Consider the following 19,943-nt stretch of genomic DNA (forward strand, 5'->3'; position numbering starts at 1 on the left):
GCTGTAAGCGCTGTAAGCAACACATTGAATTTCTCTATCTGCATTGTCGGCAGTATAGAAAGCAACCATTGCAGGTATTTTTCCTTTATTAAAACCTGCAGTATTATCATAATCAATCACAGCAGATCCAGAAAACATAGTACCTAACTTATCAGGATGTAAAGCCACCGCGAGCTCTTCCCAATGTACAAGATCTTTACTCACAGCATGCCCCCACGACATATTTTCCCATTCTCTCTCATAAGGATTGTGCTGATAAAACAAGTGGTATTCACCTTCATAATATATCAATCCATTTGGATCATTAACCCATCCCCTCCTTGTAGTAAAATGAAACTGAGGGCGATTTTTCTCATGATACAAAGAATCCTGACCAGCAATCTTATCGTCCTGATAGATTTTGCTAAGTCCTGTAGCATCACCATCATAGCTTATTTTTATAGTTTTTCCTTTATAAGCAGATACGTCGCTAAAAACCCAGTACTCAGGTTCCCCTGTTGCCAATCTTATTTTAAATGAGCGTTCTTGTTTACCCGCTATTTCAAATGTCATTATTCCCCTATCCTGGCGTTGAGATATAGGTAAGTTGAGGTATTTCTTAGTGATCTTAATAGAAATATCTGCTGCAAAAATTGAGATACTGCAGTACAACATTAGCCCCGTGGTAAGTATGGCTTTTAAAATTGATTTCATCGTTTAGTTATTTAGGTTAAATTGTATGTTTATGTAATAATAATATTTTAAATCCATTACCAACCCTTATTTTGTTGGTATAAGCCTTTGCTAAAATTAACCTGATTTAATGGAATTGGAAAATACTCATCTCTTGCGGCTGTAAATTTAGCGGTAGCCAAATGGTTGGCTCTTGATTTTTCTATGTTAAAATAAGCGTTCATGGTTTGCGCCGCTACGCCCCAGCGTACCAGATCGAAGAAATGATAGCCTTCAGTTGCGAACTCAATCCTTCTTTCAAAGCGAAGCGCCTTTCTGGCATATTCCTGAGTCCATGTACAGTTTACGCCCGGCTGATATAGCTGAACATTATAGTTCGAGGTTGGATTTCCGTTAGCAAGTTTAAGAAGTGCTTTACTTTTTGATGAACGATCCCTTACCTGATTTATCAACGGGTAAGCCTCATCTTGTCTACCAAGTTCTATAAGCGCTTCAGCTTTCCAAAGAAGTACATCTGAATAACGAATAATCTCCCAGTTTTTAGAGCTCGACATAAATGGCGGAATTTTCTGAAAAGAAGCATCACCTGGCAATACCGCCTCTTTTAAACTTGCAAATGCATCATAAACTGCAGGAGCCCTTGCCCAAAATCGTTCAAATATAAAATCTGTTTTATACTTAAAAGGAGCTCCGGGTTTAGCAACAGTATGATCTAAACGAGGATCAAAAGTGCTGGTCTGAAAATCAAGTGACGCTGCAACATCAACATCGTTGTAGGTGCCAAACATTGGCAAACCATTTGCATCAGTTTTAAATGAGTTAATCAAATCATGGCTAGGCACATTAAATCCGCAGCAGCCATAATCCTGGTTCATTGGGTAATTAAGCGCGTGTCCATAGTCAAGCCGCCCCTTAGGTGTTCCATCATCTTTCGAATACTGAATAGCAAACACGGACTCTGGTCCATTTTCGGTTGAAGACAGAAAATTATTAGCAAAATCATCACTTAAATGATATCTGCCGGATGCAATTACCTCATCACATAAAGCATTAACCTCTGTTAATTTTTCAGAGCTTATGGAAGTTACTGTATTGCTTTCGTCCTGAATGTACGCCTGATATAAAAGCGCTTTAGCTAAATAAGCCTTTGCAGTAAATTTATTTGGCCGGCCTTTGTCACTTTGATCTGGTGGAAGCACAGCGGCTGCATCTTTAAAATCTGATGCAATCTTGTCCCACAACTCTTCATTACTTAATGCCCTGTTAGAAACTGTTGGATAATCCTCTTTTACAAGTGTTTCATCAATAAATGGTACATATTTAAAAAGGATTTTAAGCAGGAAGTAGTAATGGCCTCTCAGGAACTTTAGTTCTCCTTGTCTTTCTGCTTTTTTAGGATAATCCGCATCAGACAAAGCATTTACTCTTTTTAAGGCGTCATTAACCCTTCCAACACCTACATAAAGCCTAAACCACAACTGATCCAACAAACCATTATCTACCCTATTTGTAACAAAGGTTTCAAAAAGATGGAATTCAGACAAATCCCCTGGTCCATCTCCTCCTTTATAAGTATCTCCACCTCTAACGCTACCGTATGGCCACATGCTTGAATAAGGTGAGGTATAATGGTCGTTTCCTAAAGATGAGTAAGCTGCAATTACCATCTTGTCAACATTTTCGGGAGTATTCAGTTCTTCACCAGAAGCAACTCCCTGTGCTGGTTCGTCAAGTACCTTTTTACAAGACGTAAGAAGGACACCAAGAACCGCTAGTGTATATAATAATCTTTTCATGTTCTGTTATTTTTAGGTTACAATGTAATGTTCAGGCCAATAGTTCCTATTACAGGTACTGGAAATCCATAATTGGGAGTTTCCGGATCGGTACCTGTAAACGACTTACTCTTGATCGTAAATAAATTACTTCCCTGTATGAATACGCGGGCATTCTGAATTTTCGATTTAAACACACGCTTAAGGTTATAGCCAAGCTGTAAGTTTCTTAGTTTTACGTAAGAACCATCTTCAATAAAATAGGTTGATGACCTGCCCTCGTTATTATTATCAATTAAGGTAAGTGCAGGAATGGTTGAGGATTGGTTAGACGGAGTCCATGCATCAAGAGTTCTCTGGCCCCAGTTTGTCCCTGTCCACAAGGATGAAAAATCAGTATAAGTTTTAAATTCATTTGTTACCTTGATGCTAATTGCCTGCACAAAGAAGCTAAGATCAAAGTCTTTGTATGTAAAGGAAGCGTTTAAACCATAAGTAAATTTAGGGCTGGCATTACCAATAAAATCTCTGTCCTTATCATCTATAACATTATCTCCGTTTAAATCTTTATACCTGATCCGGCCAATTCCTTTTCCAGGTTGAGCTGCCGAAGAATTTACTTCGTCTGCATTTTGAAACAAGCCATCGGCGATATACCCAAAAAATGAATTAATTGGTCTGTTCAAAACAGTTTTATCGGTTCCATTGCCCGGGTAAGAAGCTAAAACATCCTCTGGCAAATAAGTAACTTCGTTTCGGTACAATGAAAAATTACCCGTCAGATTCATTGAAAAATCATCAGAAAATTTGTTATCGTAAGACAGTAAGGCATCAAATCCTTTGTTACGCATCGAAGCCCCATTGATGTATTTACTACCCCCATCACCCAAAACAGCCAGATAAGCAGGTTTAATTAAAATATCGGAGGTATTTTTAATAAAATAGTCAAATGAACCTGTGATTTTGTTGTTTAACAAGCCAAAATCCAAACCGAAATTAGATTCCTGTAAAGATTCCCATTTCAGGGCATTGTTCCCCCTTTGTATTGAAGTAAAACCTGATGGCAATTGTCCGGAACCACTGCCTGTAATATCATAAGCACTTCCTGCATCAAAATCCCATGTCGGATCCATACCATAAATAGCGGCATATAGCGCTCTGTTAGCATTATTCGGAATTTCCTGATTACCCGATTTACCCCAGCCATATCTAAGTTTTAAATCAGAAATAAATGGAAGTTTTTTCATAAACTCTTCCTCGCTAACGCGCCATCCTGCAGAAAATGCAGGAAATGTACCATAACGGTTATCTTGTCCGAAACGCGAAGAACCATCTCTCCTTATTGTAGCTGAAACAATATATCTGTCATTAAAAACATAATTTACTTTTCCAAAATAAGAGAGCAGCGCATTTCCGGATCCTATTCCCTCATTTAAGGTATTGCCTGTTGCAGCACCCAGATAAGCGTAATCTATAGTTTCTAAGGCTAGCCCCTGTCTGCTGGCAAGGAATGATTGATTGATGTTTTTAATCTGCTCATGACCAAGCAAAAATTCCACCTGATGTTTATTACTGGTTAGTTTGTAGTTCAGCGTGTTTTGCCAAACTATGTTACCATCGTAATTTTGTGAATTAGTGACCTGATTAGACGGATCTGCTAAAAACCCGGAGATGTATGATTTACGCAATGTCCTTTGGTAAGTTCCATTATAATCTACCCCCAGGCTTGTACGTAAGTTTAATCCAGGAATAATACTATAATCAGCATATACATTTCCCATAATACGATAGAAACTGCTTGAATTTTGCCTGTTATCTTCTATCAATCTCACCGGGTTTTGCCTGTCGGTCATACCCGAGGCAGGCCCACCCCACCCACCATCTATGGTGTGTATCGGCACAATTGGCTGCTGTACAAGCGATGTAAACAGAATATCACTCACCGGGGTAAGTGCATTTTTAATGTAGCTGGCAGTAAGATTTTCTCCTATTTTAAGCTTGGAATTTAAAAAATTAAAGTCGGTGTTTAGCCTAGCAGTAAACTTGTCGTTTTTAGAAGACTTTACAATTCCCTTGTTTTGGTAATAGCCTAAAGAAAACATGGTATTTCCTTTTTCGTTGCCATTGCTCAAGGCAACATCATACGATTGAATAATTGAATTTTGTGAGATGGCATCAAACCAATCTGTATTGGCAGGCCTCATGGTCTTAGCATTATCAATAAACTCAGGATAAATAACTTTATTTAAAACTGGGTTATTCACATCATTATTCCAGTCAAACTGATAGATCTGATGTTTATTCGGATCCGCTTTATCATTAACGGCTGCCTGCCAGTAAGCCCTGCCTCTGCCTTCTGCATCCAGGGTTTTTAATTTGGTAGCGTAATTCTGAATAGAAGCAGAAACATTTACGTCAATTTTTGAATATCCTGCCCTGGCTTTCTTAGTAGTGATAATGATTACCCCGTTCGCAGCTCTTGAACCGTAAATTGTAGATGAAGAAGCGTCTTTTAAAACCTGAATAGATTCAATATCATTAGGATTTAATTCCTGCAAACCTCTCTTCGATGGCACACCATCTATTACATAAAGTGGATCATTATTACCTAAGGTTCCGATGCCTCTAATCCTCACAGTAGCACCGCCTGATGGAGAACCATCTGTAGTKATAAAAACACCCGGCACACGTCCCTGGAGAGACTTAACAGGATTCCCGACTGGTATATCTTTAATACCTTTCACGTCTACTACATTTACTGCCCCGGTAATGTCCTTCTTACGTTCTTTCTGATATCCGGTTACTACTACCTGATTCAAACTGGTACTTGCAACATTTAGTTTGATCTGAATATTTTGTGAGTCTGCAGTGATAGTGTAGCTATATGGATCTGCGCCCATATAAATAAACTTTATCGCTTGTCCGTTCTCTGCGCTGATCTTGAAATTCCCGTTCTGATCAGTAAGAACCGTAGTTTTAGTACCTGGAATTGCTACTGTCACCGCCTCCAAAGGCACTGATTCTCCATCAGTTACCTTTCCGCTAATGACTCTGGTTTGCCCAAAGCTCGCGCTTATCGCTATGAGCAGCAAGCTGCATAGCAAGAAAAATTTTCTCATGATTTATTTGGTTATGGTTTAAATATTTGGTTGTTGTTTAGGTTATTTCTGTTTAAATATTTGATCTCTGAACTGAATGTACTCGGCAATATCATACTGAGGACAGCCTCCTTTTTTGGTTGCAATAAACCCGCCCATGGCTATCGCTTTCATTAATATATCTTTAGGTTGATCTTTAAGGTAATGACTGGCAATAAAAGCAGCCAGAAAAGAATCGCCACTACCAATCGTATCCGTTACTTTTATCTCGTTGCCCCAAATATGATGTGCTTCATCATTCTTGTAATACGAAGCGCCAAACTCTCCTTTAGTAACAACGATTTCGGGGACATTAAAACGGTTTTGGATAAACTTAACCATCTGTGGTTCTCCCTCAAATGAACCGCTAAACATAGTCTGCACCATACTCAACTCTGCCTCATTAAACTTCACAATGTCTGCTTTAGTTAATAGAATTTCTAACAATGAATGATTAATAAAAGGCGGACGAATATTGATATCAAAAACTTTTATTGCATCAGTATCCAACAATTCGATAAGCGTATTTCTGGAGGTATCATTTCTGGAAGCCAGGCTACCATAAACGAAATATTTTGCTGGCTTTATTTGTTCCTTTAACTCATTTGCTTCATTAATAAAATCCCAGGCAACCGGAAAAACAATCTCATAAGTCACCTCATTCCCATTGTTCATTCTGGCAAGCACTTCACTGGTAGCGTGCTCTTTGTCGGTTTGCAGGAAGCTCCTGTTGATCCCCCAATTGCCCATCAGTTCTTCCAGCTTATGCCCATTGTTGTCATCACCAATTCTGCTAATCAAACCAGATGCTACACCTAATTTATTGAGGTGATAAGCAACATTTAAAGGTGCGCCACCCGGCTGAGGACCATCAGGCAAAACGTCCCAAAGTATTTCTCCATAGCACACTGCTTCTGCCGTTAAAGATATTTCTTGTTTCATAGTTTAAAATTTAATGTAAAACAATATTGTCGCCGATGCTCTCCAATGATTTTCCTTTTGTCTCAGGCATAAAGCGCCATACAAATAACAATTGTAAAACCATCATGGTGCCGAAAAAGCTAAAAGTTACCGCACCTCCAAAAGTTTCGGCAAAATAAGGGAAGTAAAAAGCAACCAGAGCGGCCATTACCCAGTGCGTAGAGCTGCCCAAGGTTTGCCCTTTTGCCCTCACCTGATTTGGGAAGATTTCTGAAATAAACACCCAAATAACCGCTCCCTGAGAAAATGCAAAAAAAGCAATAAACACCATCATATAGATGGGAATAGCCATACCACTAAAGCGCTCGGTATAAAATGTAAAGGCCACTAAAAATAAGGAAGCGATAAGGCCAAAAGACCCGATTAACATCAATACACGGCGACCAACTTTATCTATAAAATTTAATGCTAATAAGGTAAATGCAAAATTAATCAGCCCAATTCCAACTGTTGATAACAGCGAGGAATGTGCACCAAGTCCGGCCATTTCAAAAATCCTGGGCGCATAATAGATAATGGCATTAATACCCGACACCTGATTAAAAAACGCAAACAGCACGGCAAATATCACAGGTTTCGAATACTKACCAGAGAACAAACTTTCCTTGTTTTTTGAAGATTCTCCCAATTTCTTTTCTGATCCCTTAATTGCCGCTAACTCAGCCTCACAGTTCAGCGGGTTAATGATCCTTAATATTTCCAGTGCCTTTTCAGTAGCTCCTTTTTTAAGGATAAGCCAACGTGGACTTTCGGGAATAAACTTAATTAGGATCAGGAAAACTAAAGATGGTACAGCTTGCACACCCAACATCCAGCGCCACGATGATTCTCCACCCTGGCTAATCAGGTAATTTGAAAGGTAAGAGATCAGAATTCCAAGTACTACGTTAAACTGGAACAATCCTACCAAACGGCCACGTCTGTCGGCCGGCGAAATTTCTGATATATAAATTGGAGCCGTTACTGAGGATGTGCCGACTCCCAAACCTCCGATAAATCTGAATACAAGAAAAACATACCAGTTATCTGCCAATGCAGTTCCTAATGATGACAACAAGTAAACTACTGCAACAAAATACAAAGTGTTTTTGCGGCCGAACTTATCAGATGGTCTGGAGCCAAGTAATGAGCCTATCACAGTACCTATTAAGGCTATTGAAATGGTTAGCCCATGTTCAAATACAGAAAGATTCCAATATTGTTGAATTGATTTCTCGGCTCCTGATATCACTGCGGTATCAAAGCCAAAAAGAAACCCGCCTAATGCTACTACTACCGACCAGGCAAGCACTGAATTTTTTTTCATGAAGTTCGATTTATAAATGGTTAATGATTGCAAATTAGAGGTAAATCAGAAGCAGGTGTTATGATTCTTACATCAAATTCTTTAAAAAATCAAACACAAACAAAACCACTGATAATCAAACGATTAAAAACAAACAAAGGAAGTAATTTCCCCTACATTAAATCTGGTTACATAATTCTTTAACTCTCGTTACACTGCTTATTGCAGCTGCATGTTCGAAATTTTTAAATGAGCTATATAATTTATAGCTTTATTGATTAGTACTTAGTTACCAACCAAATAAATGAGCAATTCAGTCGATTTTAAAAGTCTTTTTAAGTACCAGATTACAATGCTGATCGTAGTTGTATTTGGGCTGATATTACCTTTAATAGGATGCTCAGATAAAAAGGAAACGCCTGAGTATAAAATTGGCTTTTCGCAATGTGTTGGATCTGACTTGTGGCGAAAAACAATGCTCGATGAGATGAAAACCGAGCTTTCGCTGCGTCCTGGAACTAAATTAAGTTATGCCGATGCCAATAACAGCAGCAGCAAGCAGATAGACCAGGTAAAACAAATGATTGAAGAGGGTATTGATTTACTTATTATTTCTCCAAACGAAGCCCTTCCATTAACTAAAATCGTTGAAGAGACCTATAACAAGGGAATTCCAGTAATCGTTATCGATCGTAAAACTTCATCGCCACTTTATACTGCTTATGTTGGTGCAGAGAATTATCAGGTTGGTAAAATTGCCGGCGAATATCTGGCAAACAGTCTAAAAGGTTCAGGAAATGTTGTAGAGGTAATGGGACTGCCCGGCTCCTCTCCTGCTATTGAGCGTGACAGGGGATTTATGGACGCACTTAAAAAGCATCCTCAAATTAAAGTAAATGGGCAGTTTTATGGCGACTGGCTTGGTGAAAACACAGAGGTTCAACTACTTAAAAACAAGGATAAACTTAAAAATGTTGATGCCATATTTGCGCATAATGATGTAATGGCAACAAGCACCCGCAGGGTACTTCAAAAGCTTAATCTGAATAAACGCATACAAGTTGTTGGTGTTGATGCCTTGCCCGGCAATGGCGGTGGGCTAAACCTGGTGAGTAACAAAACGCTTACTGCCAGTGTACTTTACCCTACCGGAGGTAAAGAAGCTATCAATATAGCCATGAGGATCCTGAACAGAGAATCATTCTCTAAAGAGAATATTCTGCAAACTGTGGTTATCGATAGCAGCAATGTACAATTAATGAAGCTTCAATGGGCAAGAATAAGCAGTCAGCAAAATGATATTGAACGGCAACAGACTTTACTGGCAGACCAATTCAAGGTATACAATAGCCAAAGATTGGTATTGAATTTCATTGTGATTACCCTTGTATTAGCGGTTGTGTTCGGGGGATTAGCCTTTCACGCCTTACTGGAGAATAGAAAAATCAATAAAAGTTTGGAGCTAAAGAATGCTGAGATCTTAAACCAACGCAATCAGTTGATTGAAATGTCGGAAAAAGCTCAGGCCGCAACCGAAGCTAAACTTAATTTTTTTACCAATATATCTCACGAATTCAGAACACCTCTAACACTGATCTTATCACCTCTGGAAGATCTGCTTAAAAATGAACGGATAAAAACATCCGCAGGTAATAATCTTAAGCTAATTAATAAAAACGTGTATAGGCTACTTCGGTTAGTAAATCAATTGATGGACTACCGGAAAATTGAGCATAAAAAATTCAAGCTGCATGCCACTGCCAATAACATAATAGATTTTATAAAAGAAATCCTGGATAGCTTTAAACACAGTGCTGAAAAACGAAATATAGACTTGAGACTAGTGATTAAAGAAAGTCCGGGAGTAGTTTGGTTTGATGTAAACATCCTTGATAAAGTGATATTTAACCTACTAAGCAATGCTTTAAAATTTACCAGCGATAACGGGAGAATATACATTACAATAAGCAAAACTGAAGATACTGTTCATATTGATGTAGAAGATAATGGAGTGGGAATGACTGACATAGAGCTTAAACATATTTTTGATCAGTTCTATCAATCGGATGTAAATTACAGTAGAGGTTCGGGTTTAGGGTTATCTCTTTCAAAAGAATTGATTCTTTTACACAAAGGCGATATCTCTGTAAACAGCCAAAAGTGGCAGGGAACAACATTTAGAATAGCACTTCCATTAGGAGACACTCACCTTACTGCCGAAGAAAAAGTTGCACAGGAACAGCAAAGTGCAAAACTTTATGATCAGATAAAAATATACACTACAGAACATGATCATGCGGCCATCAAAGAAAAAGATCGTTCATTTGAGCACATTAAAGATCAATCCATATTAATTATTGAGGACAATCAGGATCTCCTGGATTATTTAACGGATAAATTTGAGGGAACCTATGAAATATTTACAGCATCTACAGGTACGAATGGATTGGCAGAAGCATACGAAAAAATTCCAGACCTGATCATTACTGATGTTGTTGTGCCAGGTATATCCGGAAAAAACCTGACTCAGCAACTCAAATCTGATATTCGTACCTCACACATTCCAATTATATTATTAACTGCGCAAGGCAGCATAGAGCAGCAAGTAAATGGTATACAGAGCATGGCAGATGTGTATATCACGAAACCATTTAACTTCGAATACTTGCAAGCAAATGTAGAAAATCTGATCAAAAACCGGGTTATTTTAAAAGAGCATTATACAAGCGACATCTCCTCATCGGGCGTTAAAAGAACAATTACGAATGTGATTGACAAAAAGTTTCTAAATGACTTTGCCGGCATTGTAGAACACAACCTAGGCAATGAGCATTTCAGCGTTGATGACATCAGCAAAGCAATAGGCATATCCAGAGTTCAACTGTACCGTAAAATTAAAGCATTATTAAACTGTAGTATAACAGATTACATTCTGAACAGGCGACTTAAAAAAGCTAAGTACTATTTAAACAACGAAGAGTATTCCATTTCCGAAATCACTTATATGGTTGGTATATCCTCACCTACTTATTTCTCCACCATTTTTAAGAACAAATACGGAATGACCCCTACTGAATATAAAAAGACCCGACTCCAATAGTAAGCGGTTAGCCTTGTTTTTGAAAACAAACACTGTTTTCTACACCCTGGTACTGGCCATAGTTAGGTATAATTTCATATCCCATATTTTTATATAATGAAATAGCTTCAGGTTGCTTTAATCCCGTTTCCAGAACAAAACTATCATACCCTATTTCAACTGCCCACAACTCAAGTTCTGATAAAATCCGCCTCGCAATCCTCTTGCCTCTGGAATCTTCGTTTACATACATTCTTTTTATCTCTACTGCATTGGCTTCAAATGGCTTAAAAGCACCACAGCCAACCGGCTTACCATTATCATAAGCAATTACAACATTTTTGATATTTACTATTTTGTTATACTGAGAATAAAACGCATGATCATCGCCATCGCGGATGGCTAGTTCTTTATCGAGTAGCAGTACTAATGACTTGAAATCTGGATTATCAGAAGTGGTTCGGGTTAATGAAATCATTATAAACAGGTTAAGCAACAAAATTAATGCAAAAACAGCTATTTTTCAGGAACAATCTTTTGTTTGGTTTGTTAAAGGGGGTACATTAAACCAAAATATTATGGAACAGTTTAGAATTGAAGTTGCTGATAATAAGCCCTTCGGTCGCTTTTTAAATATAAAAGCGATCAAAAACAAACAATATCAGATCTATGATGACCGTCAGGAAAGAATTGGAACAATTGAAATTGATAAAGAGGATCGCAGGCATTGCAGACAAAGTTTGGACTGCAAAGTAGACCTGACTTTACTGAATTCAATTAGAGATAGCATCCTCCTTCACGAAGAACAGGAATTGGCAATAAAGTAAACGCTGTCTCTTAATGATTCGACTTCACCGCATTCTTCAGGTGCATAATCTCATCGAACTCTACTTTTGCCACTGGATAGCCTTTCAAACTCCGCTGCACCTCATATACTTTATTACGTTGTTCACTAAGAGCTGGCAATTCCCCATAACTTTTCAAGTAAAAATTACAATTTTCCCTTAGCATTTCCAGCTCTTCAAACTTCTTCATATTGGTATAAAATGCCGGATCTTTAACCCCAGGCAATAAGGCTTTTTGTGCTAAAATCCTCCAATACAAAATAGCAGGGGTTATTTTCCTTGCTATTTTTTGTGCCTGCTCCAATTGGATTAATGTAGCCTCATATTCGCCTGCATGATAGCTTTTTTCAACCTCCTTCATTATAGAGTTTACAGATGCTACCTGCCCCCTACCAACAATTGCGCTGCAGATAAGGACAACAAGTAGAATTAAAACTTTCATCATTTACCTTCCTTTTTCGGCGCTATTCCCTTTTCAGGCTCTAAAGTATAAGATGCTTCTGAAGCCTTAGAGGCTTGCTCGAACAATTCTATTTCCGGCTGTTCTACTTTCTCTTCTTCAAAGGTATCATCCAAACCATTTGAATGAATGTCTTTTTGACTTTGCTGATCCTCTGCTTCTGAATTTTCAGAATCATCAAGAGGTATGTTGTTTTCTGGTGTGATCATGATTTTTTTATTTTAACAACAATGCTTATCGCAGGTTGTTTGAAATATTCGCGCGTTAGTTGCCAATTACCAGGTAAGGTTTACTTTTATCCCATCCGGACTATTATTAAAACCCAGATAAAGGGTATTTGAGCTTTCATCCCATGAAGTATTTACATCGGCTATTTCCTCACCATTATTGCTTAAAACAGCACACTTTACAGGCTTAGCGGGAAGTAAAACACGAATACTGTTTACCGTTTTTGCAGGGCTTTTACATATAAATGAATATGCTCTTCCATTCCTTACTTCATCATATATCCTTGATGCTGTAGCTAAAACCATAGCCTTAGTTTTATCTTTTACACGCAGTATATTGTATAAAAGGGCTTGTTCCCCTGGTTTAATCACCTTCTCTGAAAGTACAGGAAGATTTGGATCAAAAAGATCTATAACAGGACCTTTAATTTTATATGGCTCATTACTTAAAGATTCGTCCATTACGGAAACAATATCATACGGACCTCTTTGCAAGTAAAGATTGTTTTTAAAGGATAGCTCCCCTGCTTTTGCATCAAATTCATAAGCATGTTTAACAAGGTCAAGATAAGTATTTGCCGAATTGGCATTTAACACAAACTCTTTAGGATTTTGTTTAATCAAATAAACTGCCCCTTTACCTACCGATACCTTTTTATTCTTAATCGGCTTTACATTCATTAAGCTAAACAAATGATCTGAAGGGACTTTAAATTGATTGCCCTTCGTATTCCACCATTCCATAACTGATTGATAAGGATCATCATCGCGTCCACAATAGAACAGAACACCACCACCTTTAACCCAATCTGCAATGTACTTATGTACCTCAGCCGAAACAGGCTTCATGTTTGAGTAACTAACTATTAATACCTTTATGTCTTTAAGCGTCCCCTTAAAAGAAAGATTCTCCATGTGCACTGTTTGTACAGGTACTCCTTTTTTTAGCAATGGCAATGTTTGGCCATAAAAGTTAGAAAACTGTGGATCTTCATATCCCTTATGATCAGGAAAGCGTTGGAACATTAGACTATTGCCCATCAAAACACCAATACCATTTTTGCCTGTAACCTTATTTTCTGACAGTGGCATATCATTTAACGCATTAACCATCACCTGCATCTGAGTAGAATAATACTTAGGAATTAACACCGCCTCTTTGCTGTTCGCCAACTTGTAAGGTCTGGTATAAATACGTTCCGGCCATGGCATTACTTCATAGTTATTAACCATTGGATACAACAACTTAGCTGTAAATGTGGCCTGATAATTAAGCTTATAATCACTCCAATCGCGTGGCCAATCTTCAATAGGATCTGTAAGGAAGAACATTTTTCTACCAGTAGGTGCCGTCATAGAAACCATAGAACCATATTCAAGAAAGGCATTTTCAAATACCCGTTCTTTCCTCTGTCCATCAAAATATGTTGGCTCACGGGATGTCCCTGTCCACACCTGGGCAATGTATCCATCAATCCCTGGCAAAGAAGCCAAACTCGCCTCCGGACTAACTATTTGCCATGACGAATAGTTAACCAGTGAATGCGTGGCGATGTAAACTTTTATAGCTAACCCTTTCGTTTTACCATACGATTTGGCATACGAGGAAACATCCTTAATTGCCTCATAATACAAATGGTACTTTAGTTTGTTTGATAAATAGGTATTCTCTGCCGACTCATGTTGTGGCCTCCAGTCAAAACCATAGTACTTTTTCCACTCTTGTTTAAACACCTCGCTATATCCTGCTCTTGCCCAAAATTCCGGTTCCTCTAAATAAATGGAAGTTATGCCGGCGTCAATTACCTTTTTAATGATAGCCGTTTTCATATATTCAAGAAAAGACTGTACGGGCACTATGTAGGGCACACCTCCCCCATGCCAAATCACATTTCCATTTCTTTCTACCTGGCCAATATCCTGATGATTTTTACCATCCCATTTACCTAAAAAATAGTCCTGATACTCCCCCCATGCTATCCCTGTCATAAAGTGTGTTTGGTAGCCATGGTCTCTCCATGAGTTTACGCGCTCCTGAAACGTCATACCCTGCCTGTCATTTGCCCCGTAAACAATTGCAATATCAGACCGTACATCTATTTCGGGTTTCCAGGCACTACCTGTCTGAAATGCAGTTTTTTCTAATTGCGCACTGGCATGCATAGCAATAGAAAAAGAAAATAACGCCAAAAGAGTTAATGTTTTCATTATTTGGTTCTTAGGTTTGGTTCTTGTGTGTTGTTACCGTAAATATAATTTATTCATCTATTTATTGGTCAGGAATTATTAACTTACTACATATCTATTCGTTTTAACTGCTTATCACTATTATGGACTGGCTGCTGATTTCAGAAATCATTTACGTTGTTCTTTTAATCTTTGTTTGTCTGCGCATTATATACGATACCAGAAGCACAACCAAAAGCCTCGCATATTTGTTGTTTGCCATATTTGTCCCTTTTTTTGGGATGCTCTTCTATTTCTTTTTCGGTATCAATTACCGACACAGAAAAATGTATAGCAAAAAACTTTATGGCAACGATGATCTGGCAAATAAATTCAGGCACGACATACTTCAGTATTCAGAGCTCACTTTTAAGGAAAATGGCAATGCTGTTCTTGGCAACAAGGAATTGGCATTTATGATATTAAAGGATTCTATGAGTCCATTAACTTCAAAAAATGCTTTAAAACTACTGATCAATGGTGAGCAAAAATTTCCGGAAGTATTAAATGCAATTAAAAGTGCAAAACACCATATCCATATTGAATACTATATCTATGAGGATGATGAAATAGGCCACGCAATTGAACAAGCTTTGATTGAAAAAGCGAAGGAAGGGGTTACAGTTCGTTTTATTTATGATGATTTCGGAAGCCGCAGCATCCGCAAAAAGCTAGTTCCAAGATTGGTAGAGAACGGTGTAGAAGCCTTTCCTTTCTTAAAAGTGCATTTTATGCTTTTTGCCAACCGTCTCAATTACCGGAACCACCGTAAAATAATTGTAATTGATGGCGTTACTGCTTTCGTAGGTGGCATAAATGTTAGCGACCGATATATTAACAATGGATCAGAGAAACTTTATTGGCGTGATACACATCTCCGAATTGATGGTCCGGGAGCACAATATCTGCAATACCTATTCTTATGCGACTGGAATTTCTGTGCAGATGAATTGCTTCAGCCCAATACAGATTTTTTTCCTCCCAAGCCTCTGCAAACAGTAAACGATAATAAAGTTGTTCAGATTGCGGCCAGTGGCCCCGACTCCGAATCACCAACCATCTTGTTCTCTATCATTCAGGCCATCAATCTTGCAACCAGCGAAATACTCATAACAAGCCCTTACTTTATTCCTGGCGAAAGCTTATTGGATGCATTGATTATTGCCTCTCTAAGTGGAATCTCTGTTAAACTTTTAGTACCAGGAGTATCAGATTCTATACTTGTAAACTCTGCCGCCAGATCCTATTATAGTGAGCTACTAAGTGCCGGTGTAGAAATATATCAATATCAAAAAGGTTTTGTACATGCAAAAACAATGGTTACAGATAAAAAGATAGCTATGGTTGGTACTGCTAATATGGATTTCAGAAGCTTCGATCTTAACTTTGAAGTAAATGCAATTGTTTACGATACTCCAATTGCCACGGAATTAAGCGATATTTTTTACCGGGATTTGAAAGATGCATTAAAAATTAATCCTGTTTATTGGAATTCACGCCCTGTGTACAAGAAATTATTGGAAAAAGCAGCAAGATTGCTCTCCCCATTGCTTTAGAAATTTCATGATGGCTTATATCTGGTTCTGTCCTGCCTCTGTAGTGCCTTTTCATCCTCTTGTATATTACTTCGGTTCCTCTTCAGTTAATCTTAAGTTCATGTTCGTTCTAAGGTTAAGATTAACATAAGAAAGTCTGGCTTTGGTGTTAGGTTAACTCAGAAGCAAGTCAGAATCAGAGAGACAGCACCCGAAGTCCACATGATTACTTCAAACCTTACCGATATATACTTTGGTATCGTAATTAATGGTAATTGAATTATCTTCTTTATAGTCCTCAAAAAGCTGTTTCAAGTCTGTAACCATTGCTTCGTAACCATTTTCTCCTCTGGCAGGCATATAAGAGGATGAAAATAATCTCCCCTGCAATCCATAAAAATCAAAAACCTGTTTGTTCTGAAAAAGATGATAGGAAAAAGACTCTGGAGCATAGAATTCTCCGATTTTGATTTCATCAATATTTCTGTGATCTACCTTCACATAGTCCTTTCCATGCTTAATGATCAGTTCATCATATGCAACCTCAAAGGCAGATGTAGTTTTTCTTTCGTTCCAGATAAGTACAACTAAACCCTTTGGTTTTAATATCCTGCTAAACTCAGCTCGCGCCGCATCCCTGTCAAACCAGTGAAAGGCCTGGCCAGCTACTACAGCATCAATACTATCGGTTTCTAACTTCGTGTTTTCCGCGGTCCCATCTACTGCATGAAATGCTGGAAGATGTCCAAGAAGTTCAATAGCCTTCTCTCTCATCTCCGTATTTGGTTCAACAGCAAAAACCTCATATCCTGAATTAAGAAATAGTTCAGCAGAAATTCCTGTGCCAGCTCCAATATCTGCAATAATTTTATCCGGAGATAAACCAAACTTAGACTGAAGGAAATTGATGATCTCTACCGGATATCCCGGGCGATATTTAACATAGTCTTCAACTCTGTTACTAAATCTGCTTGTATTGTCTTTTACCATAGTAAAATACCCAACAAAAAAGAGGCCATACCATTATAAAATGTTATGGCCTCTTAGTGGTTAATAGATTATTTTACTAATGTTACATTTACCAGAATTGGGAAATGATCTGAAACAAACTTACCATGATAAGTATCGGTAAGAATCCCCCATTTGTCGGCTTTAAAACCCTTAGTAACAAATACATGGTCTATAATTTCATAACCATCTACGCTTTTGCCCCAGGCATTAAACGATGAATTATTTGCATATGGATGTTTAACCTGCGTATAGGTATCAGTTAAAATACCTGAATTGGCCAATGTTAAATACCATTCGCTCTTTTGACCGCCATTCAAATCTCCGGTAAAAACAGCTGGGGCATCACCTGCTATTTCGCTGATCTTTTTTACAATTAGCTTTCCACTTTCTACACGTGCAATTTTACCTTGATGATCAAAGTGCGCATTAAAGTAGTAAAACTTTTTACCACTGCTTATATCCTGAAGATGTACCCAGGTACAAATACGATTACAGCAAGTAGCATCCCATCCTTTTCCTGGTTTGTCAGGCGTTTCAGACAACCAAAAATCACCTTTATCAAGTAACTTAAATTTATCCTGACGGTAAAAGATAGAGGAGTGCTCACCAGCGTCTTTACCATCATCGCGACCTAAACCGTAATGTGCATACTCTGGCAACAATTTACTTAGGTCGTCAACCTGATTCTTTAATCCTTCCTGAATACCGAAGATATCGAATTCGTGAAAACGTAAGAGATTTGCAGCTACAGGAGCCCTTTGCGACCATCTGTTACCTTCATCTCCGGCATTGTCATAACGAATATTAAAAGATCCAATAGTGAATTTTTGAGCAAAAGCGCTAACGCTCATTACTACCAAAAATATAGAAAGAATGATTTGTCTTATTTTCATGTCTATTTAATTTGTTTTATAATCTAATTAGTTGCCTTGCCAACCTGGATTCTGTCCAAGAGCAGGGTTCTTTTGTAAATCTGCCTGAGGAATTGGATAATAATACATTTTATCATCCCACTTCCTCACTATTTCATTCATCCAGATTAGCTCTCCAAAAGTACCATTTTTGAGCAACTGGGAATTTGTTTTACCGCCAATTGTTGCTGAAACGTCCACATACGTAACTCCTGCAACTTCAGGTTTTGGTTTTGCACCTTGATAGAAAGCTACGTCAAGTATGCCATCTTCATTAAGATCCATAGGTGTAACCAAAGCAGGAACATAAAAACCGTCCCATTCCTGATCCATAAGCGGGCCTCTTTTCCATCTTAAGATATCACTGTAGCGAAGACCTTCAAGACTAAGCTCAATCCCCCTTTCTCGCCTTACTTCCAAAATAGATGGATCAGTAATTCCAGGAAAATAGTTAGCAATAAGGTACGGATCCGCAATTATTGGCTTTGCTGATAATCCACCTGTTATCCCGCCTCTTGCCCTAAGTACTCCAACGGTTGCAGCCCAATCTTCGTTAGTAAGTGTACCAAGTTCTGCTTTGGCTTCCGCATAGTTTAACAGCACTTCAGCATAACGGAATAATGCAATCGAGTTAATATTAAGTGCTCCGGCATCATAATACATGTCATCCAATGTCCATTTTATCGGTTGATAACCGGTAAAAGTATACGAGAATACCGGAGGCGCAGGAATTTGTACACCTCCACTTATTCTTTTATAATTTCCAGAGCGGATGGTCTGTTTCAATCTAAGGTCTCTGTTTTTCACTTCATCCTTAAACAGCATAGTGGTATAAGCAGGGTCGTTGGTAAAGGGAGTTCCATCCAGATTCAAATATGTATTGATAAATGTTCTGGTAAAACTTGCTTTGGCACCATATGTACCGCTGGTCCACCACCAGTTTGCCTCATTCAATACATTTAAAGTAAGGTCACTTACAGCGGCCTGTAGTACTTCACTTGCAACAGGGACTGTGCTGGTAAATACCTGACGATAGGAAACACCCGGGCCTCCGGCTGTGTTGATTGAATACCCTCCTTTATCCATAATCTCTTTTGCGGTTGATGCAGCGTTTTCAAGCCATGCAGATGCGCTAGACTGCAGGCCAAGTTCAGTATGGTATTTTCTGAAAGTTCCTTCGAATAGACAGATTCTGGACTTATAAGCGTAGGCCACCCATTTGGTAACTGTACTGCGGGTTGCATCGTTAGTTGCTTTGATGTTAGCACAGGCAAAATCAAGGTCGGCTAGCACAGAATCCATCACCAGCGTTCTTTTATCACGACCGGCGTATAATGCAGGGTCATTGATGTTCAGCGGTTTGCCAATCCATGGTACGTCACCAAATCTCTTCACTTTCTCCATATAAAAATATGCCCTGAAATATCTGGCTATACCCAGATAGTTATTTCTAATATCAATAGGAACAGAAGGATCTTTACAATTTTCAATAAAGTAATTGATGTTTCTAAGGTCTGTCCATGTCCACCCCGTACTCTGGCTTGGAGTGAATATCCCCGGTCTTATAAAATCGGAAACAGATTTTACAGCCAGGTAGTCAGAAACAGCATCCTGACTGGTGGAATTCTTAGGCAAGAAATCCATTGCATAAAAAGAGTTGGTATAGAGCTTCAGACCACTTTCACTGCCAAAAACAGCTTTATTTGTTGGGGTAGATTGAGGTTCCTGATCAAGCTTCTTACAGGCTGTAAAACACAAGCAGCTCAGTAGTATCCATATATATTGTTTTTTCATGATTA

The 19,943-nt window shown here is 38.4% G+C and carries 14 protein-coding genes and 1 pseudogene; 3 read left to right on the forward strand and 12 right to left on the reverse strand.

From position 1 onward, the window contains the following. From AC1DDK_RS23885 to AC1DDK_RS23905, 5 genes and pseudogenes are all read right to left on the reverse strand, one after another. A pseudogene (locus AC1DDK_RS23885) lies at window positions 1–693 on the reverse strand (2,6-beta-D-fructofuranosidase); the annotation flags it as partial. Between the two features lie 56 nt (window positions 694–749). Continuing rightward, window positions 750–2,468: a RagB/SusD family nutrient uptake outer membrane protein gene (locus tag AC1DDK_RS23890; protein ID WP_172660378.1), complete on the reverse strand. Its 1,719-nt coding sequence runs from the start codon at window positions 2,466–2,468 to the stop codon at window positions 750–752. Window positions 2,469–2,485: 17 nt separating this feature from the next. Then, on the reverse strand, window positions 2,486–5,566 hold the full coding sequence (locus AC1DDK_RS23895) for a SusC/RagA family TonB-linked outer membrane protein (protein ID WP_337717956.1): 3,081 nt from the start codon (window positions 5,564–5,566) through the stop codon (window positions 2,486–2,488). A 42-nt stretch (window positions 5,567–5,608) separates the two neighbouring features. Next, complete coding sequence (locus tag AC1DDK_RS23900) at window positions 5,609–6,526, reverse strand: carbohydrate kinase family protein (protein WP_172660380.1); 918 nt, start codon at window positions 6,524–6,526, stop codon at window positions 5,609–5,611. Between the two features lie 10 nt (window positions 6,527–6,536). Continuing rightward, the gene (locus AC1DDK_RS23905) at window positions 6,537–7,871 is read right to left on the reverse strand and encodes a sugar porter family MFS transporter (protein ID WP_477634111.1); all 1,335 of its coding nucleotides are present in this window, start codon (window positions 7,869–7,871) and stop codon (window positions 6,537–6,539) included. A gap of 283 nt (window positions 7,872–8,154) precedes the next feature. Between AC1DDK_RS23905 and AC1DDK_RS23910 the strand changes: the two genes are divergently transcribed. After that, entirely contained in the window at window positions 8,155–10,950 is a 2,796-nt protein-coding gene (locus AC1DDK_RS23910) for a substrate-binding domain-containing protein (RefSeq protein ID WP_288882821.1), read from the forward strand. A gap of 7 nt (window positions 10,951–10,957) precedes the next feature. Here AC1DDK_RS23910 and AC1DDK_RS23915 read toward each other — a convergent pair whose 3' ends face one another. Continuing rightward, window positions 10,958–11,407: a GNAT family N-acetyltransferase gene (locus tag AC1DDK_RS23915; protein ID WP_288882822.1), complete on the reverse strand. Its 450-nt coding sequence runs from the start codon at window positions 11,405–11,407 to the stop codon at window positions 10,958–10,960. Window positions 11,408–11,507: 100 nt separating this feature from the next. Between AC1DDK_RS23915 and AC1DDK_RS23920 the strand changes: the two genes are divergently transcribed. Next, window positions 11,508–11,756 (forward strand): hypothetical protein, encoded by a 249-nt coding sequence (locus tag AC1DDK_RS23920; protein ID WP_172660383.1) that lies wholly within the window; start codon window positions 11,508–11,510, stop codon window positions 11,754–11,756. A 10-nt stretch (window positions 11,757–11,766) separates the two neighbouring features. Here the strand turns inward: AC1DDK_RS23920 and AC1DDK_RS23925 are convergent, their stop codons facing one another. The 3 genes from AC1DDK_RS23925 to AC1DDK_RS23935 all read right to left on the reverse strand — a co-directional run bounded on the left by AC1DDK_RS23925 (window position 11,767) and on the right by AC1DDK_RS23935 (window position 14,669). After that, entirely contained in the window at window positions 11,767–12,219 is a 453-nt protein-coding gene (locus AC1DDK_RS23925) for a hypothetical protein (protein WP_288882823.1), read from the reverse strand. Continuing rightward, window positions 12,216–12,443 (reverse strand): hypothetical protein, encoded by a 228-nt coding sequence (locus tag AC1DDK_RS23930; RefSeq protein WP_172660385.1) that lies wholly within the window; start codon window positions 12,441–12,443, stop codon window positions 12,216–12,218. The genes AC1DDK_RS23925 and AC1DDK_RS23930 overlap by 4 nt, the downstream gene beginning before the upstream one ends. Before the next feature lie 66 nt (window positions 12,444–12,509). Further along, window positions 12,510–14,669 (reverse strand): hypothetical protein, encoded by a 2,160-nt coding sequence (locus AC1DDK_RS23935; protein WP_288882824.1) that lies wholly within the window; start codon window positions 14,667–14,669, stop codon window positions 12,510–12,512. Window positions 14,670–14,791: 122 nt separating this feature from the next. Here AC1DDK_RS23935 and cls point away from each other — a divergent pair, with 122 nt between their 5' ends. Further along, window positions 14,792–16,243, forward strand: a complete 1,452-nt coding sequence (gene cls, locus AC1DDK_RS23940; protein WP_172660387.1) for a cardiolipin synthase — start codon at window positions 14,792–14,794, stop codon at window positions 16,241–16,243. A 210-nt stretch (window positions 16,244–16,453) separates the two neighbouring features. On the opposite strand, the gene AC1DDK_RS23945 is transcribed toward cls, so the two are convergent. From AC1DDK_RS23945 to AC1DDK_RS23955, 3 genes are all read right to left on the reverse strand, one after another. Continuing rightward, window positions 16,454–17,212 (reverse strand): class I SAM-dependent methyltransferase, encoded by a 759-nt coding sequence (locus AC1DDK_RS23945; RefSeq protein ID WP_172660388.1) that lies wholly within the window; start codon window positions 17,210–17,212, stop codon window positions 16,454–16,456. A gap of 68 nt (window positions 17,213–17,280) precedes the next feature. Then, window positions 17,281–18,126, reverse strand: coding sequence for an endonuclease/exonuclease/phosphatase family protein (locus AC1DDK_RS23950; protein ID WP_172660389.1), 846 nt, complete (start codon window positions 18,124–18,126; stop codon window positions 17,281–17,283). A gap of 27 nt (window positions 18,127–18,153) precedes the next feature. Beyond that, window positions 18,154–19,938: a RagB/SusD family nutrient uptake outer membrane protein gene (locus AC1DDK_RS23955; RefSeq protein ID WP_172660390.1), complete on the reverse strand. Its 1,785-nt coding sequence runs from the start codon at window positions 19,936–19,938 to the stop codon at window positions 18,154–18,156. Between the last annotated feature and the right edge of the window lie 5 nt (window positions 19,939–19,943).

Source organism: Pedobacter sp. 05T44 (assembly GCF_056395985.1).

Excerpts from the sequence above, each read along its gene's own strand:
- AC1DDK_RS23890 (WP_172660378.1), bottom strand. The coding sequence starts at position 2,468 with ATGAAAAGATTATTATATACACTAGCGGTTCTTGGTGTCCTTCTTACG.
- AC1DDK_RS23900 (WP_172660380.1), bottom strand. The coding sequence starts at position 6,526 with ATGAAACAAGAAATATCTTTAACGGCAGAAGCAGTGTGCTATGGAGAA.
- AC1DDK_RS23910 (WP_288882821.1), top strand. The coding sequence starts at position 8,155 with ATGAGCAATTCAGTCGATTTTAAAAGTCTTTTTAAGTACCAGATTACA.
- AC1DDK_RS23915 (WP_288882822.1), bottom strand. The coding sequence starts at position 11,407 with ATGATTTCATTAACCCGAACCACTTCTGATAATCCAGATTTCAAGTCA.
- AC1DDK_RS23920 (WP_172660383.1), top strand. The coding sequence starts at position 11,508 with ATGGAACAGTTTAGAATTGAAGTTGCTGATAATAAGCCCTTCGGTCGC.
- AC1DDK_RS23925 (WP_288882823.1), bottom strand. The coding sequence starts at position 12,219 with ATGATGAAAGTTTTAATTCTACTTGTTGTCCTTATCTGCAGCGCAATT.
- AC1DDK_RS23930 (WP_172660385.1), bottom strand. The coding sequence starts at position 12,443 with ATGATCACACCAGAAAACAACATACCTCTTGATGATTCTGAAAATTCA.
- AC1DDK_RS23935 (WP_288882824.1), bottom strand. The coding sequence starts at position 14,669 with ATGAAAACATTAACTCTTTTGGCGTTATTTTCTTTTTCTATTGCTATG.
- cls (WP_172660387.1), top strand. The coding sequence starts at position 14,792 with ATGGACTGGCTGCTGATTTCAGAAATCATTTACGTTGTTCTTTTAATC.
- AC1DDK_RS23945 (WP_172660388.1), bottom strand. The coding sequence starts at position 17,212 with ATGGTAAAAGACAATACAAGCAGATTTAGTAACAGAGTTGAAGACTAT.
- AC1DDK_RS23950 (WP_172660389.1), bottom strand. The coding sequence starts at position 18,126 with ATGAAAATAAGACAAATCATTCTTTCTATATTTTTGGTAGTAATGAGC.
- AC1DDK_RS23955 (WP_172660390.1), bottom strand. The coding sequence starts at position 19,938 with ATGAAAAAACAATATATATGGATACTACTGAGCTGCTTGTGTTTTACA.